Annotated in this window: 16 protein-coding genes; 8 read left to right on the plus strand and 8 right to left on the minus strand. The window is 60.4% G+C overall.

The annotated features are described in order from the left end of the window. Positions 1 to 9: 9 nt before the first annotated feature. From KP001_RS05475 to KP001_RS05490, 5 genes are all read left to right on the plus strand, one after another. Positions 10 to 1,359 carry a sigma-54-dependent transcriptional regulator gene (locus tag KP001_RS05475; protein WP_217288546.1) on the plus strand — a complete coding sequence of 450 codons (1,350 nt, stop codon included), beginning with the start codon at positions 10 to 12 and terminating at the stop codon, positions 1,357 to 1,359. A gap of 170 nt (positions 1,360 to 1,529) precedes the next feature. Beyond that, entirely contained in the window at positions 1,530 to 1,661 is a 132-nt protein-coding gene (locus tag KP001_RS22185) for a hypothetical protein (RefSeq protein WP_263634364.1), read from the plus strand. Between the two features lie 52 nt (positions 1,662 to 1,713). After that, positions 1,714 to 2,256 (plus strand): MamS/MamX family magnetosome protein, encoded by a 543-nt coding sequence (locus tag KP001_RS05480; protein WP_239027902.1) that lies wholly within the window; start codon positions 1,714 to 1,716, stop codon positions 2,254 to 2,256. A 32-nt stretch (positions 2,257 to 2,288) separates the two neighbouring features. Next, positions 2,289 to 3,155, plus strand: coding sequence for a transporter (locus KP001_RS05485; RefSeq protein WP_217288548.1), 867 nt, complete (start codon positions 2,289 to 2,291; stop codon positions 3,153 to 3,155). A 39-nt stretch (positions 3,156 to 3,194) separates the two neighbouring features. Continuing rightward, the gene (locus KP001_RS05490; protein WP_217288549.1) at positions 3,195 to 4,007 is read left to right on the plus strand and encodes a peptidase associated/transthyretin-like domain-containing protein; all 813 of its coding nucleotides are present in this window, start codon (positions 3,195 to 3,197) and stop codon (positions 4,005 to 4,007) included. Between the two features lie 58 nt (positions 4,008 to 4,065). On the opposite strand, the gene KP001_RS05495 is transcribed toward KP001_RS05490, so the two are convergent. The 4 genes from KP001_RS05495 to KP001_RS05510 form a co-directional block, all read right to left on the minus strand. After that, complete coding sequence (locus tag KP001_RS05495; protein ID WP_217288550.1) at positions 4,066 to 6,330, minus strand: ATP-binding protein; 2,265 nt, start codon at positions 6,328 to 6,330, stop codon at positions 4,066 to 4,068. Between the two features lie 12 nt (positions 6,331 to 6,342). Next, positions 6,343 to 7,188: a phosphate/phosphite/phosphonate ABC transporter substrate-binding protein gene (locus KP001_RS05500; protein WP_217288551.1), complete on the minus strand. Its 846-nt coding sequence runs from the start codon at positions 7,186 to 7,188 to the stop codon at positions 6,343 to 6,345. An 857-nt stretch (positions 7,189 to 8,045) separates the two neighbouring features. Beyond that, complete coding sequence (locus KP001_RS05505) at positions 8,046 to 8,765, minus strand: creatininase family protein (protein ID WP_217288552.1); 720 nt, start codon at positions 8,763 to 8,765, stop codon at positions 8,046 to 8,048. A 104-nt stretch (positions 8,766 to 8,869) separates the two neighbouring features. Continuing rightward, positions 8,870 to 12,655, minus strand: a complete 3,786-nt coding sequence (locus KP001_RS05510) for a PAS domain S-box protein (RefSeq protein WP_217288553.1) — start codon at positions 12,653 to 12,655, stop codon at positions 8,870 to 8,872. A 256-nt stretch (positions 12,656 to 12,911) separates the two neighbouring features. Here KP001_RS05510 and KP001_RS05515 point away from each other — a divergent pair, with 256 nt between their 5' ends. Continuing rightward, the gene (locus tag KP001_RS05515; protein ID WP_217288554.1) at positions 12,912 to 13,736 is read left to right on the plus strand and encodes a CvfB family protein; all 825 of its coding nucleotides are present in this window, start codon (positions 12,912 to 12,914) and stop codon (positions 13,734 to 13,736) included. Between the two features lie 61 nt (positions 13,737 to 13,797). On the opposite strand, the gene KP001_RS05520 is transcribed toward KP001_RS05515, so the two are convergent. Next, positions 13,798 to 14,472 carry a Bax inhibitor-1/YccA family protein gene (locus KP001_RS05520; RefSeq protein WP_217288555.1) on the minus strand — a complete coding sequence of 225 codons (675 nt, stop codon included), beginning with the start codon at positions 14,470 to 14,472 and terminating at the stop codon, positions 13,798 to 13,800. Positions 14,473 to 14,701: 229 nt separating this feature from the next. Here KP001_RS05520 and KP001_RS05525 point away from each other — a divergent pair, with 229 nt between their 5' ends. Then, a complete protein-coding gene (locus KP001_RS05525) occupies positions 14,702 to 15,040 on the plus strand; it encodes a hypothetical protein (RefSeq protein WP_217288556.1) in 339 nt (112 codons plus the stop codon). Between the two features lie 128 nt (positions 15,041 to 15,168). On the opposite strand, the gene KP001_RS05530 is transcribed toward KP001_RS05525, so the two are convergent. The 3 genes from KP001_RS05530 to KP001_RS05540 all read right to left on the minus strand — a co-directional run bounded on the left by KP001_RS05530 (position 15,169) and on the right by KP001_RS05540 (position 17,382). Beyond that, positions 15,169 to 16,233: an NADH:flavin oxidoreductase/NADH oxidase gene (locus KP001_RS05530; protein ID WP_217288557.1), complete on the minus strand. Its 1,065-nt coding sequence runs from the start codon at positions 16,231 to 16,233 to the stop codon at positions 15,169 to 15,171. Between the two features lie 136 nt (positions 16,234 to 16,369). Next, complete coding sequence (gene mutM, locus KP001_RS05535) at positions 16,370 to 17,182, minus strand: bifunctional DNA-formamidopyrimidine glycosylase/DNA-(apurinic or apyrimidinic site) lyase (protein WP_217288558.1); 813 nt, start codon at positions 17,180 to 17,182, stop codon at positions 16,370 to 16,372. 14 nt (positions 17,183 to 17,196) lie between these two features. Continuing rightward, a complete protein-coding gene (locus KP001_RS05540; RefSeq protein ID WP_217288559.1) occupies positions 17,197 to 17,382 on the minus strand; it encodes a hypothetical protein in 186 nt (61 codons plus the stop codon). A 271-nt stretch (positions 17,383 to 17,653) separates the two neighbouring features. On the opposite strand from KP001_RS05540, the gene KP001_RS05545 reads away from it, so the two are divergent. Then, on the plus strand, positions 17,654 to 20,038 hold the full coding sequence (locus KP001_RS05545; RefSeq protein WP_217288560.1) for a PAS domain-containing sensor histidine kinase: 2,385 nt from the start codon (positions 17,654 to 17,656) through the stop codon (positions 20,036 to 20,038). The last annotated feature ends 43 nt before the right edge of the window (positions 20,039 to 20,081 follow it).

A 20,081-nucleotide genomic window follows, 5' to 3' on the forward strand; every position in this document is an offset into this window, starting at 1 on the left:
GGAGCCGGGATGAAGGGAACAGTGCTGGTTATTGAGGATGACGACACCTTCCGCACCTTTGTGCAGACCATTTTGCAGGACGAGGGGTACCAGGTGGAAATCGCAGCCGATGGGGTGAAGGCGTTGCGCCTGTTGCGGCAGACCGCTTTCGACGTGGTGGTTTCCGACTTGAAACTCCCGGGGAAGAGCGGTCTCGAGCTGTTTCGTGAGACGCGCCCGGATCCCGGCGCCCCCCCCTTCATCTTCCTTACCGCCTTCGGCACCGTTGACGAGGCCGTCTGCGCCATCAAAGAGGGAGCAGTGGACTTTTTGACCAAACCGCTGCAGGACCCGCAGGCGTTGCTCACCCTGGTGCAGCGGACCATCGAGACACAAAGCCGGACCCGAGAATACCTCTCCCTCAAGGAGTCCGAGGCCGCCGGATTGCCGCCTGAGGAACTTCTTTTTGCCGGTGACGCCATGCGCGCCGTGCGGCAACTGGTTTATGACGTGGCCGCCACCATGGCGAACGTGCTGATCTTCGGTGAAAGCGGCACCGGTAAAGAACTGGTCGCCCGGACCATCCACCTGATGAGCCAGAGAAGCAAGGGCGCCTTTGTCGCCATAAACTGTGCCGCTATACCCGAGAACCTGCTGGAAAGCGAACTCTTCGGTCACGAGAAGGGTGCCTTTACCGGGGCGATCCAGGCGCGCCAGGGTAAGTTCGAGTTGGCCAAAGGGGGTACCATATTCCTGGACGAGATCGGCGAGATGCCGCTTTCCCTCCAGGCGAAACTGCTGCGTGTCATACAGGAACGGTCCTTCGAGAGGGTGGGAGGGACCCGTGAGATCAAGGCCGATGTCCGCATCATCGCCGCGACCAACCGGAACCTGCGTGAGGAGGTTTCCCAGCGCCGCTTCCGTGAAGACCTGTACTACCGCCTCAACGTCTTCCCGCTGCAACTCCCGCTGCTTCGGGAAAGGGCCGATGCCATACCTGTTTTGGCCGAATACTTCATGCAGCACTTCAGCTCTCAACTGGGCAAGACGCTCAAGGGGATTGAGCACGATGCCCTCGCCGCCCTGCGTCGCTATGAGTGGCCCGGCAACGTCCGCGAGTTGCAAAACGTGATGGAAAGAGCGGTGATCCTGTCCAAGGATCTGGTCCGGGCAAGGACGCTTCCCGATGAGATCGTGTCCACGACTCGGGGAGGGCAACTGGACAGCAGGGAGCGCCTGAAAGGTGCGGAACGCGACCTGATCACCCAGGCCATCGCCAAGCATGGCGGTAACCGCCGCCTCGCGGCAGCGGAGCTCGGTATCTCGCGGCGTTCTTTGCAGTACAAACTGAAAGAGTACGGCTTTCTCGATGAGGGGTGAGTGGTGCAAGGCAGTTGCGTTAGGGTGCAATTTTTTGCACCAGGTGAGCTTCCCCGGCAAAACTAACGGCCGCACTTTACGTGCTGATTCGGCATGTTACGCTGCCGTCGCGATCCGGCACGGAGCGTGATAACCCTTGACCGTCGACATTTCGAGAAGGAGGTTAAGGTGTGGAACGTAGCGTGCTGTTAAGCGATGCCGGTAACCGGACAAAAGGGGGAGCGATGAAGACGATTGCGCTGGTAGTACTAGTGGTGGCATTTGCGCTGCTGACCGGATGCTGCATGTTGCATCCGATGTGATGACCAATCGGAAGGATGGTGCATTGTTATGGCGGGTGGGCGATTTATTTTGATGATCATGGCTTTGCTCCTGAACGGGCTGTGGCTCGGGGATGCTTCCGCCGGGTTTCTCGGTTTCGGCTCCGACGACAAGGGGAAAAGCGGTCTTGACTTCAACCGGGGGTACGACCTCAACACCGTGGGGAGCGTGTCCGGTCGTGTCGTCACCGCGCCTCACCAAGTCGAAAACGAGCAGTACATCTTGGAGGTTCACACGGCGTCCGGCACCGTGAACCTGAGTGTCGGGCCAGGCGCCTACTGGCAGAAAAAGGGAATCGCCGTTCGGGTCAACGACGAGATCAGCGCCAAAGGTGCCAGGGCGCAGGGGCTGGATGGCAAAGATTACCTGCTGACCCAGAAACTGGTGAACAAGACCACGGGAGCCGCCGTCGTACTGCGCAGCGACAGCGGCGAGCCGGTCTGGCCGGTTAAGGGAGCCGGGGCAGGTATGCGAGCGCAGGATGGCCGGTTCGGCGCTGGAGGCAGCGGCGGATTCATGCGTGGTGGCGGGGGCATGATTGGGGGCGGTATGATGGGCGGCGGCATGCGGCGCTAGCGCAGCCACTCCAGCCGGTCCATGAGGTGACGATGATCAAGAAGGGTATCTGTTGCAACGCTGTCGGCGGTTTGCTACTGGCGGGATCTTTGCTGGTTCCGGGGTGGGCGCGGGCGGAAGGGCCTGCGCTTTCAGCGACCCTCGGTTTCGAGTTCGCGTCTGGTGATTACGGCACCGGCGTCACCACGCGGTCCATCTACCTTCCGGTTACCGTGTCGGTCGCTGCTACGGAACGGCTCGGCTTCTCCCTGGAAATACCGTATGTCTACCAGAGCAACTCTGCCGTCAATACCGGCGTCCTCTTAGGTTCTGGGGGGCAAATGGCAGGTATGCAGAAAGAAACGGCCGCGATGAGCGGCCAGCACGGCGGCAGTGGCTCCATGTCGTCTGCAAAACCAGGCAGCTACAGCCGCTCCGCGCGCGGCCTCGGCGACGTCACCGCCAAGGCCGGCTATGTACTGGTGCCGGAGGGGGATATCATGCCACGGATCCGTCCGTACCTCTTCGTGAAATTCCCCACTGGTGACGAGAGCAGGGCTCTGGGCACCGGGGCCTTTGACCAAGGAGGCGCCGTGGAGTTTTTCAAGCAGGTGGAGAGGTGGTACTCCTTCGTCGAAACGGGCTACACGGTCCAGGGGCATTCTCCGGTGCTTCCCTTGAAGGACTACTTCAGCTTCAATGCAGGAACCGGTTACGCGATAACGGAAACGCTGCTACCCATGGTGGTTCTGAAGACCTCCACCGCTCCTATCGAAGGAGCCAGCGCGCTGGTGGACACGCGCATCAAGCTGAAATACCTGGTTACCGGCCGCACCAGCATCGAAGGGTACCTTGCCAAAGGGTGGACCAGAAGCAGTGCCGATTACGGAAGCGGCCTCGCAGTTTCTTACGACTTTTGACACATACTCAAATACAGCGATAGAAGAGGGGGCATTATCATGAAACGAGAGATTATTGCGGCAGCGGCAGCATTCGTGGCGGCCGGTATCCTGGCGGGATGCGGGGGCGGCGCTTCATCCGGCACCGACTCGGCCAAGATAGCAGGCAAGGTGGCCGACGGATACCTGGAGAAGGCGACCGTCTTTATGGACAAGAACAACAACTACCGTCTCGATGCGGGGGAACCGAACACGCAAACCGACGCCAACGGCGCCTACACGCTCACCGTGGACCCCGCCGATGTCGGCAAATACCCGATCATCGCCCTTGCCGTCAAGGACGTCACCATCGATCAGGACACCGGTCACACTGTGGACCTGAATTACCTGTTGAGCCTTCCCAAGGACAGCGTTTCAGGGGCCGTGAGCAGCAACTTCATCAGCCCGCTCACCACGCAGGTGCGTGAGATGATGGAGACCGGCAACTACACCATGACCCAGGCGATGGACCAGTTGCGGCTCAAGCTGCACCTTTCCCAGGACACCGACATGATGGGTGATTACATGGCGGGGCGGAATACGGCGCTACACCAGACCGCGCAGAACATGGCAACCCTGATGGGGGGACAGATGGGGCAGGTCTACCAGTCGGGCAGCGATACCGTGGTGGATGTCAACCGCTACCGCGGCATGATGGGGGCTATGTTCAGCAACATCTCATCGGTACGGGCCGCCACGACCAACGCGGAGATGACGCAGTTGATGACCCAGATGTCCTCGAACCTGAGCAACATCTCGGTCGGCCAACCGTTCCACAACATGTCCACCTACTTCGGCGGCATGATGGGGAGTGGGGGGATGATGGGTAGGTAAGCTTATTCCCGCGGCATCCCCGGTCTGCCTTGCGCCTGGGATGCCGCCACTGCATTCCTTAGTCCCCTGCTAGCGCCTCCCTGACCTTGGCCGCCAACGACTGCATGGTGAATGGCTTTTGCAGAAAACACATGTCCGCGTTGAACTTGCCTCTTTCGGCGATCACATCGGCGGTATACCCTGACATGAACAGGCATTTCAGCTGCGGCCGGTTTGCCAGCAACTGCTCGGAAAGGTCTTTGCCATTCATGCCGGGCATGATGACGTCCGTAAGCAGTAGGTCTATCTCCCGGCCCATGTCATCGGCGATGGCGATCGCTTGCTCCGGTGATGACGCGGGGTAGACCGTGTACCCCAACTGGGTAAGGATGGTGGTACCGATGTCCATGATGGCCGGCTCGTCCTCGACCAGCAGCACGGTTTCCGTGCCCCCCACCGGTTTCTCCTTTTCCAGTGTCCGCTCTTCGGTCGCCTCCTGTATCGCGGGAAGATAGATCCTGAACGTCGCCCCGCGCCCCGGTTCGCTCTGTACCTCTATGTGGCCGCCGTTTTGCTTCACGATGCCGAACACCGTGGCGAGCCCGAGGCCGGTTCCGCGCCCCAGGGCCTTGGTGGTGTAGAACGGCTCGAAAACGCGGTCCATGACCTCGCGGGACATGCCGGCGCCGCTGTCCGCGACGACCAGCATGACGTGTTCGCCAGGCACAAGGTCGGCAATCCGCGCCTTGTCATGGTCACTCAACGTAATGTTTTCGGTGTAGATACTGATGTTTCCAACGCCCGCGATGGCGTCACGCGCGTTGACGCAGAGGTTGGCCATGATCTGGTCCAGTTGAGACGGGTCGATCCGTACCTTGCTCACATTGAAGCCGGGAGACCACGACAGGTCGATGTCCTCGCCAATCAGGCGATGCAGCATCTTGAGCATCCGCGCGATGGTCTCGTTCAGGTCGAGGACCTTGGGCTCGGCGTGCTGCTGACGGGAAAAAGCGAGCAGTTGCTTGGTGATGTCCGCTGAGCGCGTGGCCGCGTCGAGAATTTCCCTGAGGCGGTCATGCATTTCGCCGGAAGTGCCGGTCCGCAATAACGCCAGCTCCGCATGGCCGATGATGACCCCCAGCATGTTGTTGAAATCGTGAGCCACACCACCCGCTAACTGCCCCACAGCTTCCATCTTCTGGCTTTGCGCCAGTTGCTGGGCCAGTTCCCGCTTCTCCGCCTCTATCTCTGCCTTTTCAGTGACGTCTCGTATCACCAGCACCGTACCCGCCAGTTGTCCCAAGCTGTCGATGATCGGGGCGCCGTTGGCGGTTACGGTGCGCAGGGCGCCGCTTTTGGAGACGATGTGGTGCTGACCGGGGAGTTCAAGCGTCCGTCTGGCCTCCAGAACGCTACCGAGCTGCGTCATGACTTCCGCATATTCCGTATCGGTGCCGAGCTTCAGCACCTGTCCCAGTTCCTTTCCTTTGGCTTCTTCCTCGCTCCAGCCGGTAAGCTGCTCCGCTATCTGGTTCAAGAGCATGACTCTATTGCCGGTATCGGTGGCGATAACGCCGTCCCCAATGGATTGCAGGGTCACGGTCAGGCGTTCCTGCTCGGCGAGCAGTCGTTGTTCAGCATCGCGCAGTTGGGTCGAGGAATGGTTCAGCGCGTCGGCGAGAAGATCGATCTCGTACACTCCGCGTCGCACCGAAACCTGGGCTCCCTTTCGGTCCTGCAGTTCCTGCGCGAACTGGCTCAGTTCTCTTATCGCTCTCAACGGGCGTTTGACCACAATGATCATCAGCAGTGTGCCGACCAAGATCCAAAGGGCTCCGATCTGCAGGCTGCTTTTCCATGTGGCCACTTGAAGTTCGTTCGCGGTCTTGAGGGTCAGTGCCATCCGGACCCATCCGAGGTGGGTACCGGCCAGGATGGGCGCCCAACTCACCAGTTGGTCACCTTCGCGCCTAAGATCAGGCTCCGGTCGACCTGGGACGGCTATGTGCGTAATTTTGTAGCTTAGGGTCGGGTGAATGCCACGCGAGGAGCGCTGTATGTTGCAAAGAAGGTGGCCGTCCGGTTCGGCCACCTGGATGGAAAGGACTTCGGGCATGCTAGCCGCGTTCATCATGTGCGATTCCAGCCCGGCGTACTCCTGGGTCACGATGAAGGTCGCTGCGTCGTGGGCATGGCTGTGTGAGAGAACCCGCAGGTTGTCCGAGAGGGCCTGGATGTACACGGACTGCTGCCTGCTGCCGGTCCACCAACCGTAGACGGCAATCATCACCGCCAGAATCAGGGCAAGTGAAACGATGATCTTTACTTCCAAACGTTTTAACATCTATGTATCCGGTTATTTCGGTTGCTGCTTGTCAAGCCGCTCGAAATCGACGTTGGCGAAGAACGAATAGTCGCGCTTGTAATCAGCCCTGACCGGTTTGACAAGCTTCACCGCTTCCAGCATCTTGCGTCCCTGGTCCGATTTGTCGAGGTTCAACAGCGCAGTAGTTACGGCGTCCCTGACTTTTTTCGGGATCCTGGGATGCGCTGAGAAAGGGTGGGGAGGGATTTTTTCCGTCTGCATGATGACTCTGAACTCTTTCTGCATCTCAGGGGCGTCTTCCATCATGCTGCTGTCGAGGGTGGCGCCGGCAGCGGCCTTGCCGACCAGAACGCTCTTGGCGACGTTGATGGTGGAGCCGCTGAATGACACGTTGAAGTCGATGTTGTTGCCGCTGAGAAGCGCATGGCGCGTGATGACGCTGCAGACGTTTTTGGGGCCGACGATGGCGATGGTCTGGCCTTCAAGGTCCTTCACCTTGGTGTAGGGGGAATCCTTGCGCACGAAGACCTGACCGCGCAACATGTTGGAACCGCGCACCAGCGGGATGTACTTCTGTTTCTGGTAGGCCAGGTAGAACATGTTCGGCGCGGCGTACATGAAGTCGGCATTCCCGGCCCTGGTCTCCTCGAGGAAGGTCGTTATCTTGTCGTAGAGTTTGAGTTCGACCTTGACGCCCAGCTCACGGGAAAGGTAATCCGCAATGGGGGTCCAGTTTTTATGGAGCGTGACGGCGGGGAGATTTGGGACGACAGCGAGGGTATACCCCTTTTCAGAAGCCATGACCAGGCGGGGAAGGGTGGTCGCAAAAAGGATGGCCATGGCAAGAGTGAAAAAACCGAACCTGAAACGTGACATACAGATCCTCCAAGACATTGGTGTTGTAACTGAGAACTTGATACTGGCACAGTGACGGGCAGTCACAGAAGCAGGACGGCCATTAAGTAATACCACAGAAAAAGAAAAAGTCAGCAGCACGTCGAAAGCTTGACTATGTCAGGTTTTGACTCAGTAAAACTACCGGTACTGCGTTCATTACTTCGCTGTCTTTGCGGTATGAGCAGATGGTGACTGAGTTGGTGATGGGAACGAAGAAGAATGAGAGAGAGCTGTGCAACATCAACGAGTGGTAGCCAAGATCGATCAGGACCCGCATCACCGTGAGCAGCCAGAGATAGATGAATGGATGGAGAAGCTGCCCTCGCAGGAGGGGTATCCGTAAAACGCCCATAAGATATATTATGTCAAGTTGAAGAGGCGTGTTTACCGAGTGACCTCTTACCGAGTGACCTCTTACCGAGTGACCTCTTACCAAGTGACCTCTTACCAAGTGACCTCTTACCAAGTGACCTCTTACCAAGTGACCTCTTACCAAGTGACCTCTTACCAAGTGACCTCTTACCAAGTGACCTCTTACCAAGTGACCTCTTACCAAGTGACCTCTTACCAAGTGACCTCTTACCTTGATGGGATTGTGGCACGTTCCGTCGGACCGCACCGGAAGTCATGGCGACTTCCCGACTCCCCTTTGCCAGGCCGACCTGAGCTCCACCCTCAGCCTCTCGCCTGTGGAAGCCGGACCACCGGTTTGTGGTGCTGATCGCCGCAGAAGCCCTCCTGGCGCCCCGGCAGCAAAAAACGGGTGCAGGTCTACCCCTGCGCCCGGTCGAAAAGTCCCTCTACAGGGCAAATTTGGAAGCCGCTTTTTTGGGCAATTACCAGCGACGGCTCTCGAGGGCCTTGACCAACTCGATCACCTTGTCCGCTACCAGTGATTCCAGGATCTTACCCTTTTCAGCGCTCGCCTTGCCAGGGTCACCCCAGACCCCGCCGGGCCAGAAGCTTCGCTTGTCACGGACGAGGATCCCGGTCGGAAAATTGGGATACTCGGCGGCGGCCAGCCCTTTGACCAGGTGCGGATGCGAATGCATGATGCGCGAGGTTTCGATCTCACCGGCGTGGGCATCGCCACGGGTCTCGATGAGATGAGCTCCGCTTTCCTTGGCGAGTTCGTATTCGGTGACGACGGCCATGTTGATTTCCGGCAATTCCTGAATCAGTTCCTCGCCGGCGTCCTGAAGCGCCATGCGGTGCGATCCGCCGGCGTGCCCGGTTAGCGCAATGAAGTTGACCAACCCATGCGCGTGCAGCGAGCGCACTATGTCCTTCAAAAGAGCCTTTAACGTCGCAGTGCTGATGGATACGGTCCCTGGATGGCGCGACGTCGAGCGGCAGCACCCGTAATGCACCGGCGGCGCTACAAACAGCGGGATCCGTTCGGCCGCGCGTTTTCCCACCTCGTAGGCCTCGATGGTGTCCGTAGAAAGCGGCAGATGGCTGCCGTGCTCTTCGACCGATCCAAATGGAATGTAGACGGTCTTGCAGATTTCCAGACCTTGGGCGAATTCGTCCATGGTGATGTTCTCTATGAGCATAATATTGTCCCTTTAAATATATGAAAACATTACAAAATATGCCAGTGCCGCATCCCCCCCTCCCCTTTTTGCCGCCCTGGGGAAGGGGACGCGGCGCGGGTGGATCAGCTGTCGAGCATCTCCCGGACCTTGTTGGCGAGTTCGATCGGTCTCGCGGGTTTGCGTAAGATATCGACGCCTTCCTCAAGGAAGATCCCCTTGTCCTGTATCACGTCGGCGGTATATCCGCTCAGGAACAGTACTTTCAACTGGGGAGAATGACGACGGAGTTCCTCGCAGAGCTGTTTGCCGTTCATCTTGGGCATGATCACGTCGAGCAGCGCCAGGCTGATCTCCTGCCGCCTCGACTCGAAGAGCTGCAAGGCTTCATCCCCGCTGCTCGCGCGTATGACCTGGTACCCGTACCTCTTAAGCACCGACTCGACCAGCCGCCCTACAGCGGCGTCATCCTCCACAACCAGGATGGTCTCGCTTCCCCCCTCCGGGATGAAGGTGACCGGCTTTTCGCCGGACTGCACCTTCTCGGTTATCAGGGGCAGGTAGATGCTGAAGGTGGTGCCGAAGCCCATCTGACTGAATATAGTGATGTAGCCGCCATGCTGCTTGATGATGCCGTACACGATGGACATCCCGAGTCCCGTGCCGCGACCCGGGAGTTTCGTCGTGAAGAAGGGCTCGAATATCTTCTGCTGAGTTTCGGCATCCATCCCGGTTCCGGTGTCGGCGACGGTGATGAGGGCGTAGCGGCCGGGCATACCGTACCCATACTGGCGGTGGAACTCCTTGTCCAGGGTGGTCAGCTCCGTCTTGATGGTGAGCTCCCCGCCGGCGGGCATGGCGTCCCTGGCGTTGGTGGCGAGGTTCATCAGCACCTGCTCCAACTGACCGCTGTCGGCCATCACCAGCAAGTTCTCATCGCTGAAGGAGGTTCTGAGCGTCACGTCTTCGCCGATGATCCGGACCAGGAACTTGGCGTGCCTGCGGGCCAGTTCGTTCAACTCGACCTGCTGCATCACCATGACCTGCTTCCGGCTGAAGGCCAGAAGACTCTTGGTGAGGTGCGTGGCCCGGTCGGCGGCATCGAGGATCTGCTCCATGTGGTCGAGCATCGGGTCGTTTGGGGGCAGGGAGTGCTGCAGCAACTGCCCGAAGCCGAGAATGACGGTGAGTATGTTGTTGAAATCGTGAGCGACCCCTCCGGCCAACTGGCCGATCGCTTCCATCTTTTGCGCCTGCCTCAGCTGCTCCTCAAGTTTCTTGCGCTCGCTGATGCTTTCCATGAAGGCCATGAAATGGCAGATATTGCCGGCACTGTTCAGGATCGGGGATATGGTGGCGTGCTGCCAGAAGGCGGTGCCGTTTTTATGGCGGTTGTACAATTCGCCGCTCCAGATCCGGCCCGAGGTGATGGTGTCCCACATCCCCTGGTACAGTTCGGGCGATGTCTTGCCGCTTTGCAGGATGCGTGGGTTTTCTCCTATGACCTCTTCGGAGGTGTAGCCGGCAATCTCGGTGAAGCGCGGATTGACGAACTCTATGTTGCCTGTGGTGTCGGTGATTATGATGGCGACGGGACTCTGCATCACCGCCTGGGACAGCTTCAGCAGCTGCTCATCTGCCAGCCTCCGTTCGGTCACATCCTTGTAGACGACGACGGCGCCTACCAGCTCTCCCCCCTCGCGCAGGGGCCTGCAGTTGTACTCGGCGTAGAAACTGCTGCCGTCCTTGCGCCAGAACAACTCGTCGCTCCCCTGGTAGGGACGTCCCTCGTAGCAGGCGGTGGACATCGGGCAGTCCTGTTCCGGGAATGGTGACCCGTCCTCCCGGGTGTGGTGCATCAGGGAGTGCTGGTGCTGGCCCAGAAGTTCTTCCTGGGTCCATCCCACCATCTGTGCCGCCGCCGGGTTCACGAAGGTGATGCGTCCCTGCATGTCCACGCCGTTGATCCCTTCACCGGCCGCGTCCAGGATGAGCTGCAGCTGGCGCCGGGTCTTTTCATGCGCTTCCTCGGCATGCTTGCGCTCGGTGATGTCCTCGAGGTTCTGGATCGCGCCGACCACCCTCCCCTGCCGGTCACGGATCTGCGCGGCGTTGAGGGTGATGTAATGCCCGGTGCCGTCCGGATCCTTGTACCATCCTTCGGCCTGTATCCCTCCCTCTATCAGAGGAGACTCACGGTAACTGCTGAAGTATTTACCGGCGTCATCGACCTGTCCATCCAGCACAAGGTCGGCCAGGACGGGGCGGTCGATGCCGTAAAAGATTTTGCCGAGATGGTCGGAGCCCAGCACCTCGCCCGGCTCGATCCCCGTGAGGGTCGCCAAGGCGCGGTTCCACATGATGACGCGGTGCTGGTGGTCCAGTACGAACGTTGGCTGCGTCATGTTCAGGACGAGGCTTTCGGCGAATTCCTTCTGGGACTGCAGGGCAGCCTCGGCCTGCTTGCGCTCTGTGATGTCGAGCATGACACCAAGGACACCGCCGCAGACGCCGCCTGTGGCGGTGAAGCTGGTCTTGAAGAAAATGACGTCGCGCTCCTCCTGATCGACATGCATCGCCTTGCCTTCATAGACCTGCACGCCGCCTGAGGCGATGAGTTCCTGGTCGTGACGGTGGTGGGCTTCGGCGAGCGGGCCGGGGGCCACGTCGAAGACGGTCTTGCCTATGACGCGGTCCCTGGTGAGACCCGTGAAGTTGAGGAAGGCCTGGTTGCACCCGAGATACCTGCCGTCATCGCCCTTGTAGAAAACGGGAATGGGGGTGACCTCGATGAGCTTTTGCGAGAAATCGAGCTCCCGCTTCAGCTCATGTTTTTGCTGCTGCAGTTCCTCCAGCAGTTGGTTGAAGGCGTCGCCCAGCACCCCTATCTCGTCGCCCGCAGATATGTTGATGCGCGCGCCCCCCCCTTTGTTCTGCGTCAGCATCCTGATCTGCTCGGTGAAGGTGATCAGCGGCGCGGTGAGGAATTTCATGCACAGCCAGACCACCAGCATGGAGATGAGAAAGACCACGAACAAGGCAGCGAGGATGTAGCTGCGCGCCCGGTAGATCGGGGCGTAGGCCTCGTCCTGCGGGAAATTGCTGGCGAGTATCCAGTTGGTGGTATGGAGCCTTTTGAAGGAGCTTATGACGCGGACGCCCCTCGAGTTGGTGGTCTCCCCGGTACCCTCGTACCCCCCGATGGCCTCGTCGTAGAGCCGGTTCTTCCCAAGCGGCACGTCCTGCTTGAAAATCCTGCGGGTGTCGGGGTGGGCGATCATAACCCGGTCCGTGCTGTACAGGTAGAGGTACCCTTTCTCTCCCAGGGTAACCTTGCCTATCCGGGTCACGAAGTTGTCCTTGGTGAGGTCGATGCTCCCGGCGAGCACCGCGGCGATTTCTCCCCGGTCGTCGAAGACGGGCGCGGTGAGCATGATGATCGGGTGCCCGTGCGACTGGGCGGAGAGGAAGGGGGCGGATATCTGCGGCTGCCTGGTGGCGAGGGTTTTTTTGAGATACTCCCTGTGCAGGAAGTTCTTGCCGGTGATGCCCTTGTCCAGCGGGTTCCCGGAAAGCAGCGTCCCCTGGGCGGAGAACAGAAACAGCCCGTTGTCGAACATGGTCAGATTTCCGGGGCGCTGGCCGAAGAATCTCCGCAGTGTTTGGGGATCATTGACGTCCCCGGCTTTGAGGGTGCCGGCCGTGGCCGCCAGTTCCGTCTGCGACAGGCGCAGCTTGTCGTCGATCTGGTCGGCGAGCGCGGTGACCATGTTAAACTGCTGGGTGAAAAGGAGTCCCTTGATCTGATCGTTGAAATACAGGTGGGTGCTAAGCGCAAGAATGGACAGCAGTCCCGCCATGAGCAGGGAAATGGTGACCGTCATCTTGGTTTTAAGGCTAAAGGGGCGCAATCGGCCTCCGCTGTTACGGCCGCGCCACGCGACCTGGCTGGAAAGGGTTACCTTATTATGAAAATGTCGGAAGTGTCCAGCTAAAAAGCAATCCGGCTGTCGTTGGAAGTGCCTGTTAGTTAACCGCTTTTCCGTGGGACGTGCGGAACGTCGCCTGGTGCGTCGAAAAGATTAATAGGCGCGCGCGAGGATTTGATATAGTATTTCGGTTCGCGGCGGCAAAACATTAGAACGCCGCGATGGGAGCAGACTGAGAATGTTAGAAATCGGCAAGTACAACCGTTTGGAAGTCAAGAAATTGAGCGCGATAGGCGCCTACCTCGTCTCGGAGCTTGGGGACATCCTGTTACCGACCAAGTACGTCCCTGAAGGGCTGCACCACGGCGAGCACCTCAAGGTGTTCGTCTACCTGGATTCGGAGGACCGGCTCATCGCCACCACGCTGGAGCCCAAGGCGCAGGTCGGGGATTTCGCGCTCATGGAGGTCAAGGATGTGAGCCCCGTCGGGGCCTTCATGGACTGGGGGCTGGAAAAGGACCTGCTGGTCCCGTTCAGCGAGCAGCCGCGTCCCATGCAGAAAGGGGAAAGGCACCTGGTGCGGGTCTACCTCGACCGCTCCGAGCGTATCGCCGCGTCGGCAAAGATCGGGAAGTTCCTCGAGAAGTCAGCGGCGGGGCTCAAGGAGGGACAGGAAGTCCTGCTTACCTTCTACGAGTTCGGCGACCTGGGCGCCAAGGTGATCATCGACGGACGCTATGACGGCCTGCTCTTCAAGACCGAGCTCTTCGGCAGGTACCGGACCGGTGACAGCGCCAAGGGGTACGTGAAGAAGATACGCCCCGACGGCAAGATAGACGTGACACTCAGAAAGGGGGGGAGGCAGGACCTGAGCGGCGGCCGGGAGACCCTGTTGCGGGTACTCGCCGAGCGCGGAGGCTTTCTTCCCGTGGGGGACAAGTCCCCCCCCGAGCTGATCGCGGACATGTTCCGGATGAGCAAGAAGAACTTCAAGGCCGTGATAGGAAACCTCTACCGGGAAGGTGTCATCGAGATAACGAAGGAAGGGATCAGGCTGCGCTAGCCCCCCCTCCCCTTGTCTGACGTGAAGAACCCCGCCGCAGCGCTGCGCCGGGGTTCTTTTTTTACCTGCGGTCGCCCAGGAAACGAAGCAGCAGCAGGAACATGTTGATGAAGTCGAGGTAGAGGGTGAGCGCGCCGAGGATGGCTCCCTTGCCGCCGGAGTTCCCCATCTGCTTGATCCTCTGGGTGTCGTAGGCGGTAAGGCCGGTGAAGACGATGATGCCGCACAGGCTCAGTACCCAGTTGAGCATCGAGCTGTGCAGGAAGATGTTCACCAGGGAGGCAATCACCACCCCGACCAGTCCCATGAACAGGAAGCTCCCCCAGGAGGAGAGGTCGCTCCTGGTCAGGTAGCCGTAGAGGCTCATGGCGCCGAACATCCCCGCGGTGACGAGGAAGGTCGAGGCGATGGAGGAGTGTGTGTAGGCGACGAAGATCGTGGACATCGTCAGGCCGTTGAGCGCCGCGTACAGTAAAAAGAGCAGGCTCGCAGCCGCCGTGCTGATCCGGTTGATGGCCCCGCTTATGGCCACCACCAGCCCCAGCTCACCAAAGAGGAGCGCGTAGAAGAGTATGCGGTTGCCGAGGATGGCCTGTAACAGGGCCGGCGTGGATGCGGTTATGACAGAAACGAGAGCGGTCAGTAGCAGCCCGCCGCTCATCCAGCCATAGACTCCTCTCATCACGCCGCTGTTGACTACGGTTATGGTCCGGTACTGTGTCTGATATCTTTCCATTCAATGCTCCTTTTGCTCGGCTGCGTGCTGGAACCTTGTTCCCGAAGCAGTTGTCAGTGATTTACGCCCCCTGTTATACCATGAAGCGAGCAGCTCTTGCCGAAAAATAAACACGGACCCGTGAAAGTGCAAGAGGTGCTGTTACAATGAAGTCTCCCGCGTTTAATTTGGCGCGACAACAGCGCCGTTTGAGCGGCCTCCGCCGCATTACCAAGAGGAGGATCCCATCATGTTGAAAAAAATCGCAATTCTTGCCTGCCTGCTCTCCTTCGCGCCGGCTGCCGCAGGTGCACAGGACGTGGCGCTCATGGTGAACCAGCAACCCGCGCAGCAGTCCGAAGCGCTCAAGAACGTGAACCTGATGCCGCGTGAAGAGCGCTCCACGACAGTGGTCGCGGCGAACGACGTCCAGGGGACGGTGGCCGCCGCGGAGGAGCGCCCGAAAAAGAGCCACAGCGGCCTGACCTTCAAGGAGTTCTGCGACGTGCACTTCGGCGAATACCGCTGGGTGTACTGGGTAGGTGCGGTCGCCGCGATCGTCGCCATTCACGTGGTAGCTGCCGACTAAGAGCAGGGGCGGCAGGTGCCATCACCCTGCCGCCCCCCGCCAACGCTTCTCCCCTTCCCTTCCCATTTCCACCCGCCGCTGTTCTCCCGTCACGGCTTCCCGCGGAAAAATCGCTTTTTTCCACCGCCCTATTTCGCCCTCTCGTATTGAGCCGGCCAGGGTAGATCAACGCCCAGGGCCTTCGCCGCGTGCAGCGGCCAGTACGGGTCCCGCAGCAGGGCCCGCGCCAGGAACACGGAGTCGGCAAGGCCTGTGGCGACGATCTGCTCGGCCTGCGCCGGATCGGTGATGAAACCGACAGCTCCAGTAGGTATGCCCACTTCTTTTTTTATGGCGGTCGCGAACGGCGTCTGGAAACCGGGGCCGAACGGTGGCATGGCCTCGGGTACCATCCCGCCGGTGGAGCAGTCGATGAGGTCGATGCCGATATCCTTTAGCGCCTTGCAAAGGTGCAGGGTCTGCTCCAGATCCCACCCTCCCTCCATCCAGTCCGAGGCCGAAACCCTGACAAAGACCGGAAGGTGTTCGGGCCAGATGTCCCGCACCGCCTTAGCGACCCGGAGCGGAAACCGGCAGCGGTTCTCGAGCGAGCCCCCGAACTCGTCGCCGCGCCGGTTGGAGAGCGGTGACAGGAACTGGTGCAGCAGGTAGCCGTGCGCCATGTGGATCTCGGCCACCTCGAAGCCGGCCTCGATGCTGCGCCGCGCCGCCTGGGCGAACTGCCCGAGCAGCGCTTCCAGGTCCTGCTGGGTCGCCTCACGGGGGATCACCGGCTCCTCTTTGGAAAAGGGGACCGGGCTTGGGGCGATGGTTTGCCAGCCGCGGTGGTTGACGTCGACGGGGCGTCCTCCCCTCCAGGGGAGATCGGTGGAGGCCTTGCGCCCCGCATGGGCCAACTGCACGCCGGGGACCGCGCCCTGTTCCTTTATGAAGCGCGTGATGGGGAGATAGGCGGCAGCGTGCTCGGCGCTCCAGATGCCGCTGTCGTCGGGGGAAATTCTCCCCTGCGGCGTCACTGCAGTGGCCTCGACCATGACGAGGCCCGCGCCGCCGACGGCCCGGCTCCCCAGGTGCACCATGTGCCAGTCGGTGGGAAGCCCCTCCCTGCTGGAGTACATGCACATCGGTGACACGAAGACACGGTTTTTGAAGACCAACTCGCGCAGGGTAAGAGGTGTGAAAAGGATGCTCATGCTGGAAAACCTCCTGAAACTTTCGTGATAGCGGGGCGTGTTCCCTGCGGCAGTTTAGCAGGCATGCCGGCAACTGCAATGAAAGCCGGCGCCGGAAAACTGCACCGGGAAGCCTGCGTGACGGACGGCCGGCGCCTCAGCGCTGGCAAACGGCGCAGAAGAAGGTGGAGCGGTTGCCGAGCCTCCCCCTGATGATGGGGGCGCCGCACTCCCGGCAGGGGAGCCCCTCCCTCCCGTAGACGTAGAGTTGCTGCGGGAAGTAGGCGAGCTTCTCCCCGGCGCACAGGAAATCCATGCTGGAGCGCCCGGTGGCGATGGAGACGGCGAGGGTCTCCTTGATGGCGGCGACCACTTTGGCGCACTCTGCCTGGGGCAGTTCTCCAGCAGCTGTCTCCGGGTGGAGCCGGCAGCGAAAGAGGCTCTCGGCGGCGTAGATGTTACCGATTCCGGCAACAACGGCGCTGTCCATCAGGAAGCGTTGCAGGGCCACCGTCCTGCGCCGGCTCGCGTAGTAAAGGTAGTGGGCATCGAACGCCGTGGTGAGCGGTTCCGGTCCGATCTTGCGCAGCAACGGGTGTTGCAGCGGGTCGGACGTGGTGAAGTGGATCGAACCGAAGCGGCGCGGATCGTTCAACCGGAGCGCGAGTCCCGAATCGACCAGCAGCTCGAAGTGGTCGTGGGGGCCGCGCCCGCTGGTGGCCGGCACCAGGCGCAGGTGACCGGTCATCCCCAGGTGCAGCAGCAGCGCTCCGGAGCCGCAGTCAAGGATCAGGTACTTGCCGCGGCGCTCCAGAGAGCGGATGGTCTGCCCGGCGAGGATCTCGGACAGCCCCTCCGGAACCATGTTCCGCAGTTTAGGGATGTGCAGCGCGATGGACGCGATCCGGGCGCCGGTGAGGTGATCCTTGATCCCCAGCCGTGTGACTTCGACTTCGGGTAATTCTGGCATGATCGCTCCGGCGGTTACTTCGAGAGGGGCATGGGGCTGCAGACGTTATCCCCGGAGTTGGCCTCGGTCCCGCAGGTGAAACAGACCACCGTCGGATGGCTGGTGAGATGGGCGACCTCTTCCAGACGGCCGGTGCTTTTCAACATGCAGATGTGTCCGGTGTGTTTCGCCCCGCAGTGGCAGGTGGCTTTGGCTTCCATGGGAATCCTCCTTTGTCTGACGTATCACTCATTACTACTGCAAACAGGCTCTGACAGTCAACTCCTAGGTCACACGAAGTCACGGTGCGAGTCTGTCATTATTGCTGTGACATTATTTTTTTATAATTTGTAGTTGCTACTTCGCGGTAATGTGGTTATATTAGAAAAAACTTTCCTTGTGCCTGTGGAGACCATGCGCCGAGACAGATGGCGTAACAAGCGGGAAGGGGTTGGAAGGCTTTAAGTTGATCGTTGCCCCAGGGGGGAGCACATGAACCGATTGTCACAGCCAAACCATCGTACCGATCACAACCAAGGCGCTCCCCTTCCCCACATCGGGGGGGACCACGGGGCGGTCCAGACGGTTGCGCTCGCTGCCGGCTACGAGCAGGTGCTGCGTAACATGTTCCGGTCGGCCCCCTTGGGTCTGTATCTGACAGATCTCGATGGTCAGCCGCTGGCGTCTGCGGGGAGCACCCATCCCTGCGAGCCGGGACAGGGCCAGTCGGGGTACGTCAATCCTCAGGAGCGTAAGGGTATGGCCGCCAGCTTCCAGAGCGCCATGGAGTCCGGCCTGCAGTGGAACCAGCAGTTCCATTACCGGTCCGCTGATGGCGCCGTCTCGCTGCTGCATGCCGTCGTCGCCCCGCTGCGCGGTGCGAGCGAGGCGCTCATCGGCTACCAGGTCTGCACCATCGATATCACCGCGCAGCATCATGCCCTTCAGGAGCTCGCTCTCAGCGATGACCGGCACCGGGTGGCGCTCGATGCCGCGGAACTTGGGATCTGGGACTTCGACGTTGCCGGCAACGACTGCTACTTCAGCCCATACTGCTACCACATGCTCGGTTACAGCGGTGGACAGGTGCATGTACGGCTGGAGGATTGGACCAACATCATCCATCCGCAGTACCTCGAACGTGCCCGGCGTGTGCTGGAAAGCTGCATCGGCGGCGAGATCGAAAAATTCGAGATCGAATTCCGCCTCAAGACCAATGAGGGGAAATGGCGCTGGTTTCGCTGCACCGGAAAGGCTGCCAGGCGGGACGCCGGCGGCAAGGCCTGCCGGCTGGCCGGTACTCTGCTCGATATCAACCAGGCAAAGCTGATGGAACATTTGCTCCATATGGAGCACGGCCTGCTGAACCTGATCACGGCGACCAGCCCGGTCGGAATCATGTTCATCGAGTCAGACGGTAACACCACCTTCGTGAATCCCCGCGCGGAGCGGATCCTTGGGCTGACCAAGCAAGAGATGGCGCACCGGGACCCCCCGGTGATCGACGCCATCTTCTCTGCGGAGCCTGATCCCGCGACCGGGGCGGAACTCTCGCTGGGCGAGTTCCTGCAGCAGGGGCGTTGCCTGCTGCAATCCTGCTTCGTGTTCACCCGTGGCGATGACAGCAGCGCGGTGCTCTCCATCAGCACCGCCCCCTTTCTTGACCCGGCCAGCACGGTGAGCGGGACCGTGGTGACGCTGGAAGACGTGACAGAGCAGAAGAAGCACGAACAGGTGCTCGCGGACAACGACCGGCTGCTGCGGGAGACCCAGAGGATCGCCCAACTCGGCAGCTACGTTCTCGACATCAGCCAGGACCACTGGGTCTGTTCCAGCAAGCTCGAGGAAATCCTCGGGATCGACGCCTCCTACCCGAAGACCCTCCAGGGGCACTTCGACATCGTGCACCAGGATTTCCGGGACCAGTTCATGGACAGTTACCGCTCCGCCATCAACAACGACCGTCCCTTCGAGCACGAATACAAGATCCGCAGGCACAACGACGGGGAGGAACGCTGGGTGACGGAATGCTGCGAGTTGACCCGGGATGCAGCGGGCAAGCAGGCGCGCATGATCGGCACCATCAAGGACATCACCGAGAGAAAGGCCGCCGAGGAGGCCATCCGTAACCTCAACGACGAGCTGGACCGCCGGGTCATCGAGAGGACTTCGCAGCTCGTGGCGGCGAAGAAAGAGATAGAATCCTTCAGCTACTCGGTGTCGCATGACCTGCGCGCGCCGCTGCGGCACATCAACAGCTACAGCTCGATACTCGTCGAGGAGTACGGCAACGCGCTGCCGGAGGAGGCCCGCTACTACCTCGAGCGGATCTGCACGGCTAGTAACCGGATGGGGAAACAGATCGACGACCTGCTCGCCCTCACCCGGGTCGGGCGCGCCATCATGAAAAGGAGTACCTTCAACATCAGCCAGTTGGCCGCCGACGTGGTCGAGATGATCGGTGACGAATCGGAAAATGCCCCGGAGTTCGTGGTTCAGCCCGGGATCAGCGCCTACGGCGACAGCGCCCTGGTGAGGCTGGTGCTGCAGAACCTCATGGGAAACTCCGTCAAGTACACCTCCCGCAATCCGTTCCCGCGCATCGAGTTCGGTCAAACCGTGGTGGCGGGACGGCATGCCTTCTTCGTCAGGGACAACGGGGTGGGGTTCGACATGGCCTACGTCGAGAAGCTGTTCCAACCTTTCCAGCGCCTGCACGGTGCCGAGTTCGAGGGAACCGGTATCGGTCTCGCCACGGTGCGGCGCATCATAGAGCGTCACGGCGGCAGTATCTGGGCCGAAGGCAAAGAAAACGAGGGAGCCACGTTCTACTTCACCCTCTCCCACCCGCGCAAGGCCGACCTTTCCTCCCGCTGATCCCCTGCCCCGCCTGGTCTGCGGGTGCGGGGGGCGCACCTCT

Origin of the sequence: Geomonas subterranea (assembly GCF_019063845.1) — a bacterium.
GTDB lineage: Bacteria > Desulfobacterota > Desulfuromonadia > Geobacterales > Geobacteraceae > Geomonas > Geomonas subterranea.

Excerpts from the sequence above, each read along its gene's own strand:
- KP001_RS05520 (WP_217288555.1), bottom strand. The coding sequence starts at position 14,472 with ATGGAAAGATATCAGACACAGTACCGGACCATAACCGTAGTCAACAGC.
- KP001_RS05525 (WP_217288556.1), top strand. The coding sequence starts at position 14,702 with ATGTTGAAAAAAATCGCAATTCTTGCCTGCCTGCTCTCCTTCGCGCCG.
- KP001_RS05545 (WP_217288560.1), top strand. The coding sequence starts at position 17,654 with ATGAACCGATTGTCACAGCCAAACCATCGTACCGATCACAACCAAGGC.
- KP001_RS05490 (WP_217288549.1), top strand. The coding sequence starts at position 3,195 with ATGAAACGAGAGATTATTGCGGCAGCGGCAGCATTCGTGGCGGCCGGT.
- KP001_RS05480 (WP_239027902.1), top strand. The coding sequence starts at position 1,714 with ATGATCATGGCTTTGCTCCTGAACGGGCTGTGGCTCGGGGATGCTTCC.
- KP001_RS05515 (WP_217288554.1), top strand. The coding sequence starts at position 12,912 with ATGTTAGAAATCGGCAAGTACAACCGTTTGGAAGTCAAGAAATTGAGC.
- KP001_RS05500 (WP_217288551.1), bottom strand. The coding sequence starts at position 7,188 with ATGTCACGTTTCAGGTTCGGTTTTTTCACTCTTGCCATGGCCATCCTT.
- KP001_RS05475 (WP_217288546.1), top strand. The coding sequence starts at position 10 with ATGAAGGGAACAGTGCTGGTTATTGAGGATGACGACACCTTCCGCACC.
- mutM (WP_217288558.1), bottom strand. The coding sequence starts at position 17,182 with ATGCCAGAATTACCCGAAGTCGAAGTCACACGGCTGGGGATCAAGGAT.
- KP001_RS05530 (WP_217288557.1), bottom strand. The coding sequence starts at position 16,233 with ATGAGCATCCTTTTCACACCTCTTACCCTGCGCGAGTTGGTCTTCAAA.
- KP001_RS05505 (WP_217288552.1), bottom strand. The coding sequence starts at position 8,765 with ATGCTCATAGAGAACATCACCATGGACGAATTCGCCCAAGGTCTGGAA.
- KP001_RS05485 (WP_217288548.1), top strand. The coding sequence starts at position 2,289 with ATGATCAAGAAGGGTATCTGTTGCAACGCTGTCGGCGGTTTGCTACTG.
- KP001_RS05495 (WP_217288550.1), bottom strand. The coding sequence starts at position 6,330 with ATGTTAAAACGTTTGGAAGTAAAGATCATCGTTTCACTTGCCCTGATT.
- KP001_RS05540 (WP_217288559.1), bottom strand. The coding sequence starts at position 17,382 with ATGGAAGCCAAAGCCACCTGCCACTGCGGGGCGAAACACACCGGACAC.